Raw genomic sequence first — 18,410 nt, forward strand, 5'->3', positions numbered from 1 at the left:
CCAGTGCTTACCGTAATAACGAGGCTTTTAAATATTTTCTTTATTATTTCGGGAGTTATAAGCATGTTATTGTTAATTAGGGAAATATTTATATAGTGTATTTAGGATTGTGGGTTGACAGTATGGAACGGTTTCCATGCTATACGACACAATGAGAGTTGAGGAGAGGTTAATACTAAAGGAGCTTAAGGACCTCGGCGCCAACGTTGCTTTAATAAACATTGATAATATCTCCCTGAGCCTCAATAATAGTGGTGACTTCGGCATAGTCCTCGTTAGGCCCATGAGCCATTCAAAGGCAGGTTTGGTGGCTCGTATCCTGAATATACATGGTGTGAGGACCATAAATAAGGGGCTCGCCATTGAGAATTCGTGGAATAAGGCCATTGCAATATCAACGTTGGCTAGGGCAGGCATACCCACGGTACCCACCAGGCTCATACTCTCAATTAATGCCCAGGGTGATGGCGTTAGTTACCCAGCCATTGTTAAGCCCATCCATGGCTCCTGGGGTAGGCTCGTGAGTTTAGTGGGTAATGCGGAGGACCTGGCAATGATAATGAGGCATAAGGCCGTGGGTGATTCCTACTCGAGGATTGCAATGATACAACCATTCATCGGTGATGGAACGGACTATAGGGTGTTCGTCATTGGTGATGAGGTGGCTGCGTCAATGGTTAGGAAACCAGGTCCGGGTGATTGGAGGAGTAACGTTGCCAGGGGTGGGATTGCCCATGCGGTTAAGCTTAGTGCTGACGCCTATGAAATCGCTATTAAGGCCGTGAAGGCCCTTGACCTTGATTATGCGGGTGTTGACCTGCTATACAGTGAGGAGGGTGGTTACATGGTTAATGAGGTCAATGCAATACCTGAGTTCAAGGGTCTCATGAGCGTCTCGGGCGTTAATATTGCGCGTAAAATAGCTGAGTATGTGATAAATACTGCCAGGAGGTGATCACTCAATGAGTAATGACCTACTTAGGTTTGAGGATGAATACTTGGCGAGGTACTATAGCAAGAAGCCCATAAACGTCGTCAGGGGTTACATGCAGTATGTTTGGGACTCAAACAATAATAAATACCTAGACATGCACACGGGCTTTGGCGTTGCATTTCTCGGCCATAGAAATCCAAGGATCATAAACGCCATTAAGGACCAACTGGACAGGATAATCACCGTACCACTGACCTTCTATAACGAGGCGAGGGCCGAGTTCATTAGGGAGTTCATGAGGATTGTGCCGAGCAGCTTCGGTAAGGTATTCCTACAGAATAGTGGTACTGAGGCCGTGGAGGTTGCCCTTAAGATAGCGAGGAAGATAAGCAAGAAGGCGGAGTTCCTGGCATTCCTGAACTCATTCCACGGCAGGACAATGGGCTCCCTATCAGTGACTGGCAATGAGAAGTATAGGAAGGCCTTTGAGCCAATGCCGTATAAGGTCAGGTTCGCGCCATTTAACGCAGTTGATCAGGTGGATAAATTGGTGACTGAGGATTTGGCGGCGGTCATTGTTGAGCCAATACAGGGTGAGGGCGGCGTTAACCCGGCAAAGCCCGAGTTCCTAAGGGCCCTTAGGCAGGTGACTAGGGAGAGAAATGTATTACTCATATTTGATGAGGTCCAGACTGGGTTTGGCAGGACTGGGCGTGTCTGGGCCTTTGAGAATTACGGTGTGGAGCCCGACATATTTACGGCAGGTAAGTCAATAGCCGGTGGGTTGCCAATCGGCGTAGCCGTTGTTAGGAGGGAGTTCGGTGACGTATTTGAACCTGGGGAGCATGGCAGTACCTTTGCGGGTAATCCGCTTGTCATGGCCGCGGCGAAGGCTGGTGTTGAGGTTTTGATTAATGATAATGTGCCGGAGAGGGTGAGGGCTGTGGGTGATAGGTTCATGAGGGTACTTGAGGATGAGCTTAATGGCTCAAAGACGGTCTTGAGGGTTAAGGGTATGGGGTTAATGCTTGGTGTTGAGCTTAGGAAGAGGGCTGATCCATATATTGATAGGTTAATAGGCATGGGGCTATTGACAAGCGTCGCTGGTGGGACCACCGTGAGGTTACTACCACCTTACTGCATAACCGATGAAGACCTAGACATGGCTGTTAGAGCGCTTAAGAATGCATTGTCTGACTCATCATAACTTCGCTGAGTATTTTGTTCAATTCATCATCACTTAACGGCTCCCTCCTCAAACCATCATCGTAAATGCGCATAACCCTCTCATAAACAGCATTAATAAGCTCAGGCGTGGGCTCAACACCACGCCTCCTCAGCCAATAGGCTATTGATGACCTGCCCGAGTACGGCCCAATCAGTATCCTAGCCTCACGACCAATTATGGATGGGTCCATTGATAGGTAAGTCATTGGATTCCTCAACTGCGCATCAACGTGTATACCAGCCGCTGTCGTAAAGGCATTCTCACCAACAAGTGGTTGATACCTGGGCACTTGATAATTAAGGCTCCTGAACTCCTCAACTATCTTACTAATTACCCGGGGATTCATACCATCGAAGGACCCCTTAATTCTGGCGTACCAAATCACCAAGGCCTCTATGGGCACATTACCAGCCCTCTCCCCAATCCCCAGCAACGTCCCATTGTTTATAGAAGCCCCGTAAAGCCAGGCGGCAACCGCGTTGGGTACGGCCATGTAGTAGTCACCATGGCCGTGAAACTCCAGGAACTCGCTGGGTATACCCAACACCCTCCTGAAGACCCACACGAGCTTTGGTATGCTATAGGGTAGTGGTGCGAATGGGTAGGGTACGCCAATGCCTGTTGTGTCAGGTAGCTTTATCGTGATCTCAACGCCATACCTCTCACTAAGCTTAAGTAGTTTCTCCACGAAGGGTATTACGAAGCCGATCACGTCAGACCTGGTCACGTCCTCAAGGGAACACCTAAGCCTAATACCCTCCTTCAACGCATACTCCGCAGCCTCTAGATACTTAGCCACGACCCTGTCCCTCGTGGAATTAAACTTATACCTAATGTGTATGTCGGATATCGACATTAGCATTACCATTTCATCAAGACCAGCCTCCTTAACGAGCCTCACATCCTCAACCCTAGCCCTACCCCAACCAATAACCCTAGGCCACTCAAGGCCTAAGCCTCTAACTGTCCTTACAAGCTCCCTATCCCTACCCGTGTACAGGAAGAACTCGCTCCTAATTATCCTACCGCTCCCATTATCTAAATCAGCCAACAACCTAAACAACCTAACAGCATCACCTATTGAGTAATAGATATAGAAGGCCTGCTGCCCATCCCTAAAGGTTGTATCCGTTATGAATAATTGACTGGGCGGTTCAGGATCAATATTAACACCGTCAGTTATTAACCTTGGCGGTAAGGGCCATTGCCTTAAGATGGAATTCTCCAACTCCTCATAGTCGATATTTTCACGCCTTAACAAACGCATTAGCGGTTCATCCCTACCCTGGAGCGGAGGGTTTTGACCAGTAGGTGCTTCAATGGGAACCACCTAGGTCTTCGTGAAATAAATAATTTATAAATTTTACCCTTAATAATAGATAATTATCTGATTATTATCTATTTATAAATATTCATAAATTCGACTACCGCTTGCTTATATATATCTATGGCCCTGAGGTAATCATCAATGAGTACGTACTCCTCAAGTGAGTGGGAAAATGCGCCATCGCCAGGGCCGTAGGCAACGATGTTTCTGGTTAATGAGGCTAGGTCGTTCATATCGCTTGTGCCCCACTTCCTGGCTAGGGTGGGTCCCCTACCCAGCACCTTAATTATCGCCCTGGACACAGCCCTGGCGCTGGCGTTGTTTACAGGTACTTCGACGGGCTCAGTACACCACCTCATATTAATGGCAACAAACTCGCCATACTTTGTCCGTAACTGATTAATTGCGTTTTCAACATCTTTACATGACCTGCCAGGGGGTATTCTTACGTCAAGGATCAACCTGCAATTACTTGGTATCATGTTCTCTGCCTCACCGCAATTCATAATCGTTGGTGTTACCAGGAAGTTTTCATACGATGTTCCAGCCATCAATGCATTCCATAGGTCCCTATACACATTCATGGCAATGAGTATTGAGTTTGAGTCAAGGTCAGGATTTGACGCGTGCCCTCCCTTAGTCCTCACACTCACTTCAAGCTTTGTACCACCCCTATACTTAGTCACCACCTTATCAATCCCCGTTGGCTCACCGACAATTATGCCCGTCGGTCTCGGCACGTGATTACTAACCATTAAATGCCTAGTGCCTAGGCTATCACCCTCCTCATGCACAACGGCTGTGAGTACGAGCGTTCCCCTACTTAATTCACTCTCCATGAAGGCAATCACCATCGCCATCAATGGGCCCTTATCATCACTAGCCCCCCTACCAATCACCTTGCTACCCTCACGCCTAACCTCTATGAAGCCGGGCACCGTGTCCATGTGGGCGTGAAGCCAAAGAACCGGTTCGCCGCTGCCTTTAACGGCGATTACATTGCCTACCTCGTCGATCTTAGCCTCAAAACCATTCATTGTCATTAATTCCACTAGGAACTCCGCAAGCTCATGCTCACCACCCGTGGGTGAGTAGATGTTCAGGGCCTCCATGAGTAATTTTAACTTAGCCTCGTCACTGAACATCATCAACCCCTCTTAACAATACCCATTACCAACTCCGCTATTCGCCTAGCCACATTAACACCCGTCACCCTTTGCACATTCTTAAACTCAGGGACTGTGTTGACCTCGAGCACCTTATAACCACCGTCAGACTCAACAACATCGACGCCTGCGTAGTAGGCACCAATGGCCTTGGTGGCCTTGACGCTGATATCCTCAAGCTCTGGGTCAATCCTTACGGCCTCGGCCTTACCACCCCTCGCAGTGTTCGTCCTCCAGTCATCACCAACGGCATACCTATATATGGCCGCCACAGCCTCGTCGCCTACGACAGTGACCCTGATATCCCTACCAGGCTTCCTAATGAATTCCTGAACCAGGTACGTCTCATACTGGGGATTCTCCATGGAACTCCTATGCCTAGCCAGTAGGGTTAAGTCCTCATTACTACCCACCAGACTCACCAACCTGCCCCATGAGCCATGCACCGGCTTAATAATGGCGGGATAACCAACAACGCCCAGGGCCTTAATTGCTGACTCGCTGGATAGGGCGACCACAGTGTTCGGTATTGGGATTCCAAGGCGATTGAGTATTGCCAGGGTAATAGCCTTATTATTACCAATCATTATTGACGCGTATGGATTTATCGACCTACCACCAATGACCTCATACATCTGAGCCAATAACTGAGTCCTGTGCTGGCTAACGGTCCTTATGAATGCCGTGGCAACCTCATTAGTTCCAGGGAATTCAAAGGCCAAGTTCTCAGCATTCACAAGCCTATAATTAATGCCCAGGTTATCGAATTCTCTAATGAGTAGTTTTTCGTCAAGCCTTATGGCATCGTAGATGAAGTGTACGACTTCAATCAGAACCACCCCTCAGCAATTATTCGCCCCAATCCTCCTCCTCCACCTTAATCAGCTTCAGTTGTATTAAGCCATTCTGAATAACCACCTGATACTTCTGACCGCAACTTGGGCAACTGACTAATTCGCCATCGAGTACGTCATCCGGTATTTCTATGTCTGCCCCACAGACCTGGCAGGAAATCTTTGTTGGCATCGCGTTATTACGTAAATATAGCCTATTTAAGCATTGCGGCTAATAGCGGAGATTTTATAAATTAACGATTAAGGTATATATTTGATAAGCATCATCTCTGCGGTAGCACGTGCGTACCAAAGCCATTAATTGCCGTTGTAATTGGTCTATTAATTACCCCGTTAGAGATTATCGTATATATGCCCCTACCGGCCAACTGGGCTGCCGTGTAAACCTTCCTCTTCATACCACCCCTAACCTCCGGGCTCTTAAACAACTCCTGAGCCTCAGCGGCACTTACCTTGTTAATGACCTTCCCATTTATGAGAACGCCATCAACGTCCGTGAGAATCACGGCATAGTTAGGCGTTAGGGATGTTGATAAGACCTCGAGTGCTTGGTCACCATCAACATTTAGTGCCCCACCTGTCTTAATGTCCATGGCTATCGGCGCTATTACGGGCGTGAAACCATCATTGAGCAATCTCATTATGAAGTCCTTATTGGCGCCCTCAATCTTACCCGTATAACCACCATCAACAACCCTCTCCCTACCCCTCTCATCAATTATGATCATGGATTCCCTCCTCCTAGCCCTCAACAACCCACCGTCAACCCCAGAAAGCCCGATGGCATTAACCCCAACACCCTGCAATCTACTCACTAACTCCTTATTTAGGTACATCATACCCATGACGTAGACTCTCAGGGTCTCTAGGTCTGTGTACCTACTCGTAACGCCGCTGGGGCTGGTTACGAACTTGGGCTTGAGTCCCATCCTCTCCATTAACTCATTTATGAAGTAGCCACCACCGTGTATTAACACCACCCTATGACCGTTATTGAGTAATTCGGGTATCTCCCTAATGAGGGTATCAACCCCCTTCCTGATCACGGACCCGCCAACCTTCACTATTACGAGCATCACTGGAGGAACAGCATATCAATATTATAAATATTGCCATGCTGTAATGAACATAATATAATTTTAACGCCAGGGACTGAGCTATAATGAACCCCTTAGGTCATTAATGGCATTGCTAATCCTCTCAATCCCCATGCGTATCCTCTCAATGCTCTCCACCACGAAGGATATCCTAATTGCCGACCTATAAATATCGCTGAAGTACGTACCTGGTATCACGGTCACGCCATACCTCTCAAGAAGCGCCTCAGCGAACCTCTCGGAATCCCTTATGTAGTGCGATAAGTCAACGAAGATGAACATTGAGCCCCTCGGAACAACAAACCTGGACTCAGGTAGGTACTCCCTTAACGCCTTAACCGCCGCATCCCTTCTCGACCTATACTCCTCAATTATGTACTTAAGGTGTTTCAACCTTACCTCAGACCTTAGGTACGCAGCCACGAACTTCTGAGCAATAACAGGTGGGCAGTACGTCATCTCCTCAGCAGCGAGCTTTAACTTGGGTATTGCATCGCTTGGTCCATAGATAAAGCCCAACCTCCAACCTGGTATTCCCGGGTCCTTCGAGAACGTGTTTATTGAAATTACGTGGTCAGGCGCATACCTATAGATGTATGTGTGCTCCCCCTCGTAAATCAACGTCCTATATGCCTCATCAGACACTATCCAGAAGTCCTTATCCACCGCTAGGTCAGCTATCGCCTTCGCAGTATCTCTATCGATTATATTACCCGTTGGGTTATCCGGGGACACCAAAACCAGCGCCTTGGTCTTATCCGTTATTAACTCCTTAAGCTTCTCAATGTCGATTTTAAACCCATTTTCCATGCTCAAGCCAAGTCTCTTTATCTTACCGCCAAAGTACTCGATAATGGGCTTGTAACCAAAGTAGGTTGGGTCCAGTAGTATGACCTCATCACCAGGGTTTAATATTGTCATGAATGTTGCGAACATCCCCTCCTGACCACCCGTTATAATCACTATGTTGTCTGGGTTAACATCAATGCCACCAAGCCTCTTCAAGTCCTCGGAGACTGCTTCCCTCAACTCAATAATCCCCTGGCTGGGTGTGTATCCATAGAGTTCCATACTATTATCCTCCACCAACTGCTTAGCCAATAATGACCTAACCTCGATTGGTGGTGGTATCCCGGGTTGCCCAGCCGATAGGTTAATGATATCCCTCTTCTCACGCTTTAACCTCTCCCTTATCGCATCAATTCTCCTGGTCGGGCTTTCCCTAAGGAAGGCTATTGACTGGGAGAAGCCGCGCATTGTTTGCTTTTATTTTAAACAAGTATATATACATTATGTATCCAGCATGGTAATGTAAGTGTCTTAAGGGCAAAGCTTATAAAATATTTATAACAAGCCCATGCGAATGATTCGGTTTAAGAAGGAGTTACCTGGTTCTTCAGGATGGGAGTGTGTATCGTGGCTACGCCTTTGGCGCTGATAATGAAACAGTTGGCGAGGTAGTCTTCACAACAGCCAATGTTGGCTATCCTGAGTCTCTAACGGACCCGTCATACAGGGGGCAAATACTGGTATTCACAAGCCCATTAATAGGTAATTATGGCACATCGCCGGATCAGTGGGAGAGTGATGCGATCCAGGTAAGTGGTGCGGTGATTTTCGACCTAACAACACCGAGCCACTACACATCGATTATGAGCCTTGACGAGTGGTTTAGGAGGGAGGGTGTCCCGGGTATTTACAGGGTTGATACTAGGGCATTAACGGTTAAGTTAAGGGAGGTTGGCGTAATGATGGGCGCCATGGCCAATGACGTGAACAGGGCAATGAAACTGCTCAGGGATGCGCCTAGGTATGATGACATTGACTTCACAAGGCTTGTATCACCAAGTGCACCCATTTATTATGGTGATGATGATAAGCCCTGCATTGGAATTATTGATTGTGGCGTCAAGATGAGCATTGTGAGGAATCTACTAAGCAGGGGCTTTAGGGTCGTTAGGTACCCATGCCATATGTGGAGGAACGCCTTAAATGATTGTGATGGGATCCTCCTCAGTAATGGTCCAGGCAATCCAAACCTACTAACGTACTTAAGTGATGTCGTTACCGATGTGATTAGGGATAGAAAACCAACCCTAGGGATATGCCTAGGACACCAGGTAATTGCCCTAGGCATTGGGGCTAGGATTTACAAGATGAGGTATGGGCACAGGGCAATCAATAAGCCAGTACTTGACCTAATTAGGAATAAGGTATACATAACCACCCACAACCATGGTTATGCCGTTGATCCGCAGAGCATTAGGGGCAGTGGGTTTAAGGTGTGGGCGATACAGCCTGACGACAATACAGTGGAGGGTTTAATCCACGAGAGGCTGCCAATACTAACGACGCAATTCCACCCAGAGTCTAAGCCTGGCCCCCTCGACGCTAATTGGGTCTTTGATGAGTTCGCGAGGATGGTGCTTAACCATGGACGTTAGGAAGGTCCTAGTAATCGGTAGCGGACCCATTAAGATTGCGGAGGCTGCGGAGTTCGATTACTCGGGAATACAGGCGCTTAAGGCGTATAAGGAGGAGGGCTTGACGACTGTCCTAGTCAACCCAAACGTGGCCACTGTACAAACTACGCGAGTGTTTGCGGATAGGGTTTACCTAGTGCCCATAAAGCCCGAGTTCCTGGAGATGGTCATTGAGAGGGAGAGACCCGACGCAATCGCCTGCGGCTTTGGAGGCCAGACCGCATTATCCGCGTGCATAAACCTCAACGACCTGGGAATCCTCAGCAAGTATGGCATTAAGGTCCTTGGAACGCCAATAGAGGGTATTAGGTCAGCCCTGAGTAGGCAGTTGTTTAAGGACTTAATGAATAAGCACGGTATCCCAGTACTACCGTCAAAGACCACGTACTCACTTAACGAAGCCTTATCGGCAGCCAGGGAATTGGGCTACCCAGTGCTTGCAAGGGTATCCTTCAACCTCGGCGGTGCAGGCGCCTTTGTTGCCCATGATGATGATGAATTAATCAGTAAGTACCATAAGGCATTAGCCATGAGTGAGATTAAGGAGGTGCTCATCGAGAAGTACATCGGTGGTTGGAAGGAGATTGAGTTTGAGGTCATGAGGGATCAGTACGGGGAGTCCGTGGCCGTGGTCTGCATGGAGAACGTAGACCCCATGGGAGTGCATACTGGGGATTCCGTAGTCGTCGCACCCTGCCTAACACTAACAAATGATGAGTACCAGAGGGCTAGGTTAATCTCCATTGGCGTTGCAAATGCGATAAACCTAGTTGGTGAGTGTAATGTGCAGGTTGCGATTAATCCCAGGGGCCCCGAGATGTACGTCATAGAGACAAACCCAAGGATGAGTAGGTCAAGCGCCCTGGCCAGCAAGGCCTCTGGGTACCCACTGGCGTACATAGCGGCTAAGTTAACACTTGGCTATAGGTTGAGTGAGTTGATTAATAGGGTGACGGGTAAGACGGTGGCATCCTTCGAGCCAAGCCTCGACTACGTGGTGGTCAAGATACCGAGGTGGGAGAGCGATAGGTTTGGCGTTGATGAGCCCCTGGGCCCTGAGATGATGAGTATTGGCGAGGTCATGGGTATTGGGAGGACGCTTGAGGAGGCCTGGCAGAAGGCGGTGAGGATGCTCGACATCGGTGAACCCGGTCTCGTGGGTGGTAGGATATACCATGAGGCGAGCATTGAGGAGGCCGTGAAGATGGTTAGGGAGAGGAAGCCCTACTGGTTCCTGTACGCGGCTGTTCTCCTTAGGGAGGGATTCTCAATTGATGAGATTAATGAGTGGACAGGCGTTGATAAGTTCTTCCTCTACGCGATTAAGAGGGTTGTGGACTTCTACGAGGGGTTAAGGAGGGGTGAGCAATTACCGCTTGAGGAGGCTTACGTGCTTGGATTCAGTGAGGAGCAATTAAGAAGAGCCACCGGCAATGACCCAGCGAGGAGACTACCCGTGGTTAAGCAGATCGACACGCTGGCCGGTGAGTGGCCGGCCGCCACGAATTACCTATACCTAACGCATGGTGGTGAGGTTGACGATTACACAGGGCCTGGGGTTGATGCCGTGGTCACGGGTGCCGGGGTCTTTAGGATAGGCGTTAGTGTTGAGTTTGATTGGTCGGTGGTTAATACAGTCCTCATGCTCAAGAGACTTGGTTATAGGGTTGGTGTGTTGAATTACAACCCAGAGACCGTATCCACGGACTGGGACTTCGCGGATAAACTCTTCTTCGACCAATTAACCCCAGAAACCCTAAGGAACATACTAATTAAGGAGAGACCCAGGTTCGTGGTGTTATGGACAGGCGGCCAAATTGGGCAGAGGCTTTATGGTAAGGCTAGGTCCTGGTTAACTGAGAATGTCAAGATACTAGGCACGAGCCCCGAGTCCGTGGACCTGGCTGAGGATAGGTCCAAGTTCTCTAAACTACTTGATGAGTTGGGTCTCGATCAACCACCCTGGGCCTACGCATCGACCATTGAGGAGTTGATAGGGCTTGTGGAGAGGTGGCTTGATTACCCAGTCATTGTTAGGCCCAGCTACGTACTTGGCGGTACGTACATGGGCATAGCCAGGAATAGGCAGGAACTACTAAATTACGTTAATAAGGCAACCAGGATAAGCCCTGAGCACCCTGTGGTCGTGTCGAAGTTCATCGGTGATGGCGTTGAGGCTGAGGTTGATGGAGTCAGTGATGGCAATTCCGTGATTGTGGTGCCTGTAGAGCACGTAGAACCACCTGGCGTGCACTCTGGCGATAGTACCATGGTGATACCGCCGAGGGGTGTTGATTATAGGTTAAATGATGGTTGGAGGATTAAGATGGCCGAGGCCTCATTGAGGATTGCCAGGGCGCTAAGCATTGTTGGGCCATTTAACATACAGTTCATTGCCAGGGATAAGCTGTACGTAATAGAGGCTAACGTGAGGGCAAGCAGGTCAATGCCCTTCACAAGCAAGGCCACTGGTGTTAACCTAATGAATTTATCCGTGAAGGCAGCACTAAGTGGCTTGGGCATGGATAGGGAATTCATGGTGCTTAGGCCGAGGCGCTGGTGGGTTAAGGCGAGCCAATTCTCCTGGAGCAGGGTTAGGGGTTCATACCCAAGGCTTGGGCCCGTGATGTACAGCACGGGTGAGGTTGCATCGAGTGGTAGGGCCTTTGAGGAGGCATTACTTAAGGCTTGGCTATCAACCACGCCATCGAGGATACCGAGGAGGAATGCCCTGGTTTACACATACGATGAGCAGTACGTCAAGCCCATCGATGAAATAAGGAACCGCCTAGGTAGGTGGCTCGTGGTCCTCGACGACACTGAGGAGGTTAGGGCCATGCTTAAGCAGGGCTCCGTGGACATACTCATGACTGGAGGTGACACTATGGATAAGGACTACGTCACGCGTAGGTTAGCCGCGGATACTGCGACGCCGATAGTGCTACACCCAAGCCTCGGGCTTGAACTAACAAGGGCCTTTGAGTGGTTGAGGGGTGGCGGTAAGTACATTATTGAGGAGTTGCTTGAGGCCGAACTTGGTTAGGTAGTGAGTAGCTTATTCTCAACCTCATCAAGCTTACTCACCATTAAATTAACCTTAGTCATCAACTCACTAACCTCATTAAGCCTGGCCCTGGCATCATCAATCACCTGGCGTGGGTTTGATGAGCCATGCACAGGCTTCATCAGTGACTCATTAACATCAAGGCCAACCTTAACGCCGCTCCTCAGTTCCCTGGCAACCTCATTATATACATCCCTAAACGGCCTCCTCTCCCTCATTGCCACCGCCTCCGCATACTCAGCGGCTGTGACCACGTACTTGCCCAGCGACTCCTTAACGCCGTCCTCATTAACCTTAATGCCATTGATGAAGTCCATGAATATCAAGAGGCCCTCGAGGGCGATCTTAACGATTGACCACATGTGCCTAGTCAATTCCTGAAGGTCCAGCTGGTAACCGGACTCTACAGGTCTTAGTATTGAGTACATAGCCACTAAGTGGCCCACGGCCTCCCCAATCCTAGCCCTAAAAACCTCCAGAGTGGCTGGGTTCCTCTTATGCGGCATGATACTACTCGTGGCGAGGTGGCTCGGGTCTGCACTCACGTAATTTAGCTGGGGCATTAACCACATCTCCAGGTTGTTAATGAACCTACCAACCTCCACTAGGTAATTGACTATTGCCGATGCCGCCGATATTACGAAGTACCTAGAGCCGGTTGCGTATATCGTATTATCAACAACACCGTCAAAGCCCAACTCAACGGCCTCCCTAAACCTATCAATACCGACCATGGTACCGGCAAGTGGCCCAGAACCCAGTGGTGACTTATTGACTAACCCATAGACGTGCATTAACTCGCTGAGGAAATCCCTGGATAGGTCATCTAGATAAAGCATGTAGTGGCCAAGCGTCGTTACCTGGGCTGGCTGCCTATGGGTGGAGCCTATGATCACCTTATCATACACCTCAACAGCCTTGTTTAGTGCGACCTCCCTAAGCCTAAGCGTAATGAGCATTAAATCAAGCAAGGCCCTCCTCAGCCTAAGCCTGATTGCCGTCGCCACATGGTCATTCCTGGACCTGCCAATGCCAATCCAACCACCAATACTGCCCAATCTCCTAATCAACTCCGCCTCGATGTACTCATGGACATCCTCATAACCAACCAATTTACCTGGGTCATAACCACCACGCCAAACATCCCTAAGGGCATCCCTAATCCTCCCAGCCACATCACCACTAATAATGCCGCCCCTCTCAAGCTCGTTAACGTGGGCGATCAATGCAATGATCACGTACCTAAAGATCTCCGCATCATCAACAATTGATGACATGTAACTAACCTTATCAACACTCCCAGGGCCAAGCAACTCCCTACGATACACAGAGACATGGCCAAAGCCGCAATTTTAAGGATTAGCACGCACCCAAACAGGACCAATGCACCAGGGCCGGTGCAAGGGACATGGCAATGATTGATTTTAAGGGGCATCTTACCGATAATCACTGAACTAGTCCTTAACCTCGATTATCACGTGAGCCTCCTTACCAGCCAATGACTTATTACCACGCAGGGCCTTCGGAATCATTATATACTCGATCTCGTAACCCTCACGTATTTTTCGCCGTTTGATTACCGTATCAAATTCAAGCCTGGTCGTCATTAAATTAACATACAAGGACCCACTTAAAAACCTAACCATATTAACCACTAAATATTCAATTAAAGAGAAAAGTTTATTAACCACTAAATTATCTATTTAATCGGTAATAAATATGACAAATAAAGTAGGTATTAGTCCAGAAATGAGTGAAATGGACAGGGCAAGGCTTGAGCAGTTAAGGCAAGCATGAAGCCTCAGACCCACCCTATGTAGATACCCACGCGGGAGAGCGCATAAAGGCCTTCCTTAATAAATTGATACGTGGTATTCAGCCTTGGGGAGATTAAGGAGTACAGACATCTAACGTATTCGGCTCCTCCAATGCTATAAGAGGCTGGAGCAGCCGATACGCTTGAACCCGGCATTCATTACCCCATTCTCCCTACACAACATATCTTTCTCAAGCCTCACAATAGACCTACCCGAGAGTTCTTGCGGTCGAACACCATCGTGAGTATTAAGTCCTTAATTAAATCACTTGCCGCGACGCCATCACCCGCGTGAAATCAGCTCAATCTTACCACGGCATTCACGTTATGAGGATTCCAATAGAATATCGAGGTTTAGGAGCACACCTAAAGGAATGGCGAAAGGACTTCTTGAATACGTGGGAGGCACCGACTTGAAGGTAAGCTTAAGGGGTCACGGCTGAGTTACGATGATGAATATCGAGGTTTAATGGCTCCACAAATTTGTGTGGGCAGCGAAAGTTTTAGCCTAGTGACCTTAAACCGTATGGCTCGTAGTGAGGGTTTTTCCTGGCTTATTTAGTATTGCTGGAGTGAGGTGTTGAAAACAAGCACCTAGGTTGGCTGAAACTTTCGCTGCCCACACAAATTTACGGATCGTTGTGGATTCGGTAGTTAGTTATCGTGGCCCCTACCGTGGTTTTGTTGGGATTGGATCTATGTTCGTGTTTCATGCTTATTAATTGGGTGTGGTTATTAGGAGCATGAATTAGGGGTTTGGTTATGGGTAGGCTTGGTGGGATTGTGCCTGGTAGGGCGTTCTTTTGGGTCTGGGAGGTATTCATCTCATACCTGGTCCTTAGGAATGTGGAGATTCTCAAGGGAAAGTGCGGGATTATGCGCATTGGCTCCGTAATCATCCCTATGCATGGGTGGTTGCGACTACATCGCCAATAAGCAGGTTGATTGAATTGAGTATAGGGCTGTAGGTTCGTCCTAGGTGTGGTTAAGTTGACGAAGCATTAATTAGGAGGTTAATTGTGAGGGCTGGGAAATTAATGAGGAGGGTGGCAACGGATCTTAATGGGTTTACATTTATTGCCCTTTCACAGCCAATACCATGTTCCTTAGTTTTCGCCTGGCCGACTCCAGGGTTTGCACTGGGTTTGTGGCGCTTGATGCGAACCCACACCCTGGAGCCACAATTAATTTGTTTGGGTCTCCATTTACGACCTCCAGGGCCGCCTCATACCTCCTCCTAATCACCTCCACAGGTTCCACATTCCTCGACTTGACACTAACAATGCCAAGCGCCAACTTCTTGTCCCTGGGAACCGCGTACTGCTTGAAGTACTTCAATTCTTCGAAGTCCCTAATCCCATCAAAGACCTCGAAGGGCCCCAACACGCCTACCTTTAAGTCGTAAAGCTCCGGCAACGCATCGTCATAGTGGCCGAGTGTGTTGAATTGTGAATTATTGAAGTTACCCCAGCATGAGTGTATTTCGAGGTGCTCGGTGGGTAGTTTCGAGAGCACCTCGTTATTTAATTCCACGGCCCTCCTAACCCTCTCCTTAGCCCTGCCCTTATCTGGGTTGTACTCGCCGTAAACATCGAATTGAAGAATATCCGGTGCATCGAATTGAACAACGTCAGCACCAGCATCAAGCGCTGCCCTCACCTCATTAATTATTATCTTCTTAACATCGTCCAGGTAATCATCAATTGTTGGGTAATACTGCCTGACTTGTTGACGGTACTTATCAATGAGCTCCCTGGGCTTCGCAGGCATCCAGTCGGGGTCTGGGTAAACCCTGGCCATGAAGCTTGGTGCGAGTATTGTGACCTTTATCCTCCTCCTGACGCCAATCTTCTCAAGGGCTCTCTTAATTCCCTCAACCTCCCTGGCGAGTATTGGCTTGCTTGGGTCATAACCTATCGTCCTCAGTATAACTGGTATAAACCTCCTATCGCCGGCCGAATTCTCCCAGTAAAGCTCGGTAACCCCGAAGCCCGGCAGCTCCGTTAGGTCTGAGATGAATGATTGACGCCTATACTCGCCGTCATTAACCTCATCAAGCCCAATCTCCACCTGCATCTTAACCACATCCTCAATCGCCCTATCCAGGTTTTGAGGAGATAGATTAGGCGGTCTCGGCAGACTACCTACGTGCGTGGTCCTAACCTCCTCAAAACCCATATTATTGCATTAATAGGCTAGGGCTTTTTAACAATAGCACCCATAACCTAATAATAGCATAAACTGCCCGTTCCACTAAGACCTAGGGCATTCGCTTAATCATTATTCATTAACACTCCTCAGGATTTCCTCCATCTCCCTTATAAACGTCTCAATGTCCTTCCTTGCTGACTCATCGTCCTTATATGGGCTAATGACCCTCTCTGGGTCAGGGCCATTGTACTGGTACTGATGAATCCAAAGTGCCTTATCCGTGAGTAGGTCAACCTTGCCGCCGATGATCATCGCCACATCCTTTAAATAACTGGTTGGCATAACCGCTATTATCCAATCAACCCTATCAACACGCTCTTTCCTGCCCCTTAACCTGACCTTACCACTAAAGACCTTGCTCAACTCATCCCTCTTGTCAACCGCCAGCGCTGCCACGAGAGCTTTCCACGCTTGAAAAGCCTTGCCGGCGGCGTTATTGATCAATCCCTCATTAAGGAACCTCTTGGCAAGTTCTAACTCGTTCTTGGCCTCATCAATTCTAATCCTTTTATACTCCCTAGGGTCGTACCACGGCTTCGTTAATTGCGTATGAGCTCACTCCTAATAACAAAACCTGGGCAGGTATTTAATGTTTATATGAATTTACGATCATACAATATGGAGCAGTGAAAATAATCAGCTCACGGAATAAACCAACGAGAATTACGAACATGAATCGCGAAAACAAGACCGTGCAATGACTTGGTAAGTTACTCACGTGGGTTGTCTTACCTTTAAACCCATATGGTGCTTTTAATTGAATGCCCTTCTTAACAATAGTATTTCTACGCCTTATGCCTGGCTCTATAGGCTGTTAGTGAGTGTAGTACGTGCATCCTTATGAAGCCTCTCGCCTCCTCCTCACTTGGGTACCAACCGCTCACGTAATCGACAAGGTCCTTATTATAGCTTGCGTATGGGCTCTCCCTACCAAGTATTGTTAATCCACCGAATACCTTGACCTTAACAACACCGCTAACCCACCTATTCATTGACCTAATTAGGGTATCAAGCTCCTCACGTAGCGGCTCATGCCATAGGCCACCATAGACAAGGTCAGCCCAGGTCTGATCAACAAACCTCTTAAACCTATACTCAAGCGGTGTGTAGACCAGCTTCTCCAAGTCTTTGTGGGTCTCGATCAATGTCAATGCGGCTGGGGCCTCATAGACCTCCCTAGACTTAAACCCAACAACCCTATTCTCGACGTGGTCAACCCTACCAAAGCCATGGGCACCAACCACCTTATTGAGTAGCAGTATTAGGTTGACTAGGTCCATCTTCTCACCATTGATTGCGATGGGCAACCCCTCCCTGAACTCAATCTCCAGCATGAGTGGTTCACTAACCTTTTCAGGCGGGACTGTCCACTTGAAGGCATCCTCAGGAACCTCAACACCGGGGTCATCTATTTCACGGCCCTCTATACTCCTTGACCACAGGTTATCATCAATACTAAACCTACTATGTACGCTGGGTATTGGTATACCGTGCTTCCTGGCATACTCAACCTCCTCAGCCCTATTCATACCCCAGATCTTCGCTGGTTCGATGATCATGAGGTCAGGCGCCAACGCCATTAATGCCTCGTTAAACCTGACCTGGTCATTACCCTTGGAGGTTGATCCATGGGCAATTGCGTCGCAGCCCTCCCTCTTAGCCACCTCAACTACCTTCTCAGCAATTAACGGCCTGGCCAATGCAGTACCTAGTGGGTACCTATCCTCATAGAGTGCGTTGGCCATTATTGCCATTGCCACGGGGCCCTCGGCGAAATCCCTCTTGGCATCTATTGTGTAGTGCTTAATGGCGCCTGCCTTATACGCCCTCTCCTCGATGTCCCTGAAATCATCGTCCTGCCCAACATCTACCGTGACCGTTATAACCTCAGCATTGAATTTCTCCCTGAGCCAGTGAATGGCTACTGTTGTGTCGAGACCACCTGAGTAGGCAAGTGCAATTTTACTGGGTTTCCTATGTACCGGTTTAAGGAACCCACGTCTTCCCTGGGGTTCTATGTATTAATAAGCCTTACCTCCAATAACCTATATAACCGCGGCTGGAAATAATCGGCTCGTTACTTTATAATTAAAGCTGAACGGCATCATCACTATTGATTAAGCATTGGTCCGTAAAATATGGCCGTTTTAATATGGAGTACTGTTTAATTATTGTTTAGACACTGCAGAGCCCTGAATGCTTATATAGGTTAAATAGTACGTTGATTTTA

16 protein-coding genes are annotated in these 18,410 nt (G+C 48.4%); 5 read left to right on the top strand and 11 right to left on the bottom strand.

The genetic code is table 11. From position 1 onward, the window contains the following. Window positions 1-136 precede the first annotated feature (136 nt). Window positions 137-955, top strand: a complete 819-nt coding sequence (locus tag VDIS_RS00960; protein WP_013335334.1) for an ATP-grasp domain-containing protein — start codon at window positions 137-139, stop codon at window positions 953-955. 7 nt (window positions 956-962) lie between these two features. Then, window positions 963-2,141, top strand: coding sequence for an aspartate aminotransferase family protein (locus VDIS_RS00965; protein ID WP_013335335.1), 1,179 nt, complete (start codon window positions 963-965; stop codon window positions 2,139-2,141). On the opposite strand, the gene VDIS_RS00970 is transcribed toward VDIS_RS00965, so the two are convergent. From VDIS_RS00970 to VDIS_RS00995, 6 genes are all read right to left on the bottom strand, one after another. Then, window positions 2,113-3,492, bottom strand: coding sequence for a homocitrate synthase/isopropylmalate synthase family protein (locus VDIS_RS00970; protein WP_013335336.1), 1,380 nt, complete (start codon window positions 3,490-3,492; stop codon window positions 2,113-2,115). The genes VDIS_RS00965 and VDIS_RS00970 overlap by 29 nt on opposite strands. Window positions 3,493-3,560: 68 nt before the next feature. Then, window positions 3,561-4,634 (bottom strand): M20/M25/M40 family metallo-hydrolase, encoded by a 1,074-nt coding sequence (locus VDIS_RS00975; protein WP_013335337.1) that lies wholly within the window; start codon window positions 4,632-4,634, stop codon window positions 3,561-3,563. Between the two features lie 2 nt (window positions 4,635-4,636). Then, window positions 4,637-5,494 (bottom strand): lysine biosynthesis protein LysX, encoded by an 858-nt coding sequence (lysX, locus tag VDIS_RS00980; protein ID WP_013335338.1) that lies wholly within the window; start codon window positions 5,492-5,494, stop codon window positions 4,637-4,639. Between the two features lie 10 nt (window positions 5,495-5,504). Further along, on the bottom strand, window positions 5,505-5,681 hold the full coding sequence (gene lysW/argW / locus VDIS_RS00985; protein WP_013335339.1) for an alpha-aminoadipate/glutamate carrier protein LysW: 177 nt from the start codon (window positions 5,679-5,681) through the stop codon (window positions 5,505-5,507). Between the two features lie 91 nt (window positions 5,682-5,772). Beyond that, the gene (locus tag VDIS_RS00990; RefSeq protein ID WP_013335340.1) at window positions 5,773-6,585 is read right to left on the bottom strand and encodes a [LysW]-aminoadipate/[LysW]-glutamate kinase; all 813 of its coding nucleotides are present in this window, start codon (window positions 6,583-6,585) and stop codon (window positions 5,773-5,775) included. Window positions 6,586-6,666: 81 nt separating this feature from the next. After that, window positions 6,667-7,863, bottom strand: coding sequence for a pyridoxal phosphate-dependent aminotransferase (locus tag VDIS_RS00995; RefSeq protein WP_013335341.1), 1,197 nt, complete (start codon window positions 7,861-7,863; stop codon window positions 6,667-6,669). Between the two features lie 131 nt (window positions 7,864-7,994). Here VDIS_RS00995 and carA point away from each other — a divergent pair, with 131 nt between their 5' ends. Both carA and carB read left to right on the top strand, forming a co-directional pair. Further along, window positions 7,995-9,050, top strand: coding sequence for a glutamine-hydrolyzing carbamoyl-phosphate synthase small subunit (gene carA, locus VDIS_RS01000; protein WP_013335342.1), 1,056 nt, complete (start codon window positions 7,995-7,997; stop codon window positions 9,048-9,050). Then, entirely contained in the window at window positions 9,040-12,132 is a 3,093-nt protein-coding gene (carB, locus tag VDIS_RS01005; RefSeq protein WP_013335343.1) for a carbamoyl-phosphate synthase (glutamine-hydrolyzing) large subunit, read from the top strand. The genes carA and carB overlap by 11 nt, the downstream gene beginning before the upstream one ends. Here carB and VDIS_RS01010 read toward each other — a convergent pair. Together VDIS_RS01010 and VDIS_RS12775 are read right to left on the bottom strand one after the other, a co-directional pair. Then, entirely contained in the window at window positions 12,129-13,481 is a 1,353-nt protein-coding gene (locus VDIS_RS01010) for a lyase family protein (protein WP_013335344.1), read from the bottom strand. The genes carB and VDIS_RS01010 overlap by 4 nt on opposite strands. A gap of 126 nt (window positions 13,482-13,607) precedes the next feature. Next, window positions 13,608-13,799 (bottom strand): hypothetical protein, encoded by a 192-nt coding sequence (locus tag VDIS_RS12775; RefSeq protein WP_216086136.1) that lies wholly within the window; start codon window positions 13,797-13,799, stop codon window positions 13,608-13,610. Between the two features lie 932 nt (window positions 13,800-14,731). On the opposite strand from VDIS_RS12775, the gene VDIS_RS12780 reads away from it, so the two are divergent. Continuing rightward, complete coding sequence (locus VDIS_RS12780; RefSeq protein WP_013335346.1) at window positions 14,732-14,905, top strand: hypothetical protein; 174 nt, start codon at window positions 14,732-14,734, stop codon at window positions 14,903-14,905. Between the two features lie 138 nt (window positions 14,906-15,043). Here VDIS_RS12780 and VDIS_RS01020 read toward each other — a convergent pair whose 3' ends face one another. From VDIS_RS01020 to VDIS_RS01030, 3 genes are all read right to left on the bottom strand, one after another. Next, window positions 15,044-16,147 (bottom strand): cobalamin-independent methionine synthase II family protein, encoded by a 1,104-nt coding sequence (locus VDIS_RS01020; RefSeq protein WP_013335347.1) that lies wholly within the window; start codon window positions 16,145-16,147, stop codon window positions 15,044-15,046. A 102-nt stretch (window positions 16,148-16,249) separates the two neighbouring features. Continuing rightward, complete coding sequence (locus VDIS_RS01025; protein WP_052885734.1) at window positions 16,250-16,684, bottom strand: PaREP1 family protein; 435 nt, start codon at window positions 16,682-16,684, stop codon at window positions 16,250-16,252. A 281-nt stretch (window positions 16,685-16,965) separates the two neighbouring features. Continuing rightward, on the bottom strand, window positions 16,966-18,198 hold the full coding sequence (locus tag VDIS_RS01030) for an argininosuccinate synthase (RefSeq protein WP_013335348.1): 1,233 nt from the start codon (window positions 18,196-18,198) through the stop codon (window positions 16,966-16,968). Window positions 18,199-18,410 lie beyond the last annotated feature (212 nt).

The sequence above is a fragment of the Vulcanisaeta distributa DSM 14429 genome, from assembly GCF_000148385.1.
GTDB classification, from domain to species: domain Archaea; phylum Thermoproteota; class Thermoprotei; order Thermoproteales; family Thermocladiaceae; genus Vulcanisaeta; species Vulcanisaeta distributa.

Bases quoted from the DNA above. Each gene is read 5' to 3' on its own strand.
- VDIS_RS00990 (WP_013335340.1), bottom strand. From the start codon at position 6,585: ATGCTCGTAATAGTGAAGGTTGGCGGGTCCGTGATCAGGAAGGGGGTT.
- VDIS_RS00965 (WP_013335335.1), top strand. From the start codon at position 963: ATGAGTAATGACCTACTTAGGTTTGAGGATGAATACTTGGCGAGGTAC.
- VDIS_RS12775 (WP_216086136.1), bottom strand. From the start codon at position 13,799: ATGGTTAGGTTTTTAAGTGGGTCCTTGTATGTTAATTTAATGACGACC.
- carB (WP_013335343.1), top strand. From the start codon at position 9,040: ATGGACGTTAGGAAGGTCCTAGTAATCGGTAGCGGACCCATTAAGATT.
- VDIS_RS00960 (WP_013335334.1), top strand. From the start codon at position 137: ATGCTATACGACACAATGAGAGTTGAGGAGAGGTTAATACTAAAGGAG.
- VDIS_RS00975 (WP_013335337.1), bottom strand. From the start codon at position 4,634: ATGTTCAGTGACGAGGCTAAGTTAAAATTACTCATGGAGGCCCTGAAC.
- lysW/argW (WP_013335339.1), bottom strand. From the start codon at position 5,681: ATGCCAACAAAGATTTCCTGCCAGGTCTGTGGGGCAGACATAGAAATA.
- VDIS_RS00995 (WP_013335341.1), bottom strand. From the start codon at position 7,863: ATGCGCGGCTTCTCCCAGTCAATAGCCTTCCTTAGGGAAAGCCCGACC.
- VDIS_RS01020 (WP_013335347.1), bottom strand. From the start codon at position 16,147: ATGGGTTTTGAGGAGGTTAGGACCACGCACGTAGGTAGTCTGCCGAGA.
- VDIS_RS12780 (WP_013335346.1), top strand. From the start codon at position 14,732: ATGGGTAGGCTTGGTGGGATTGTGCCTGGTAGGGCGTTCTTTTGGGTC.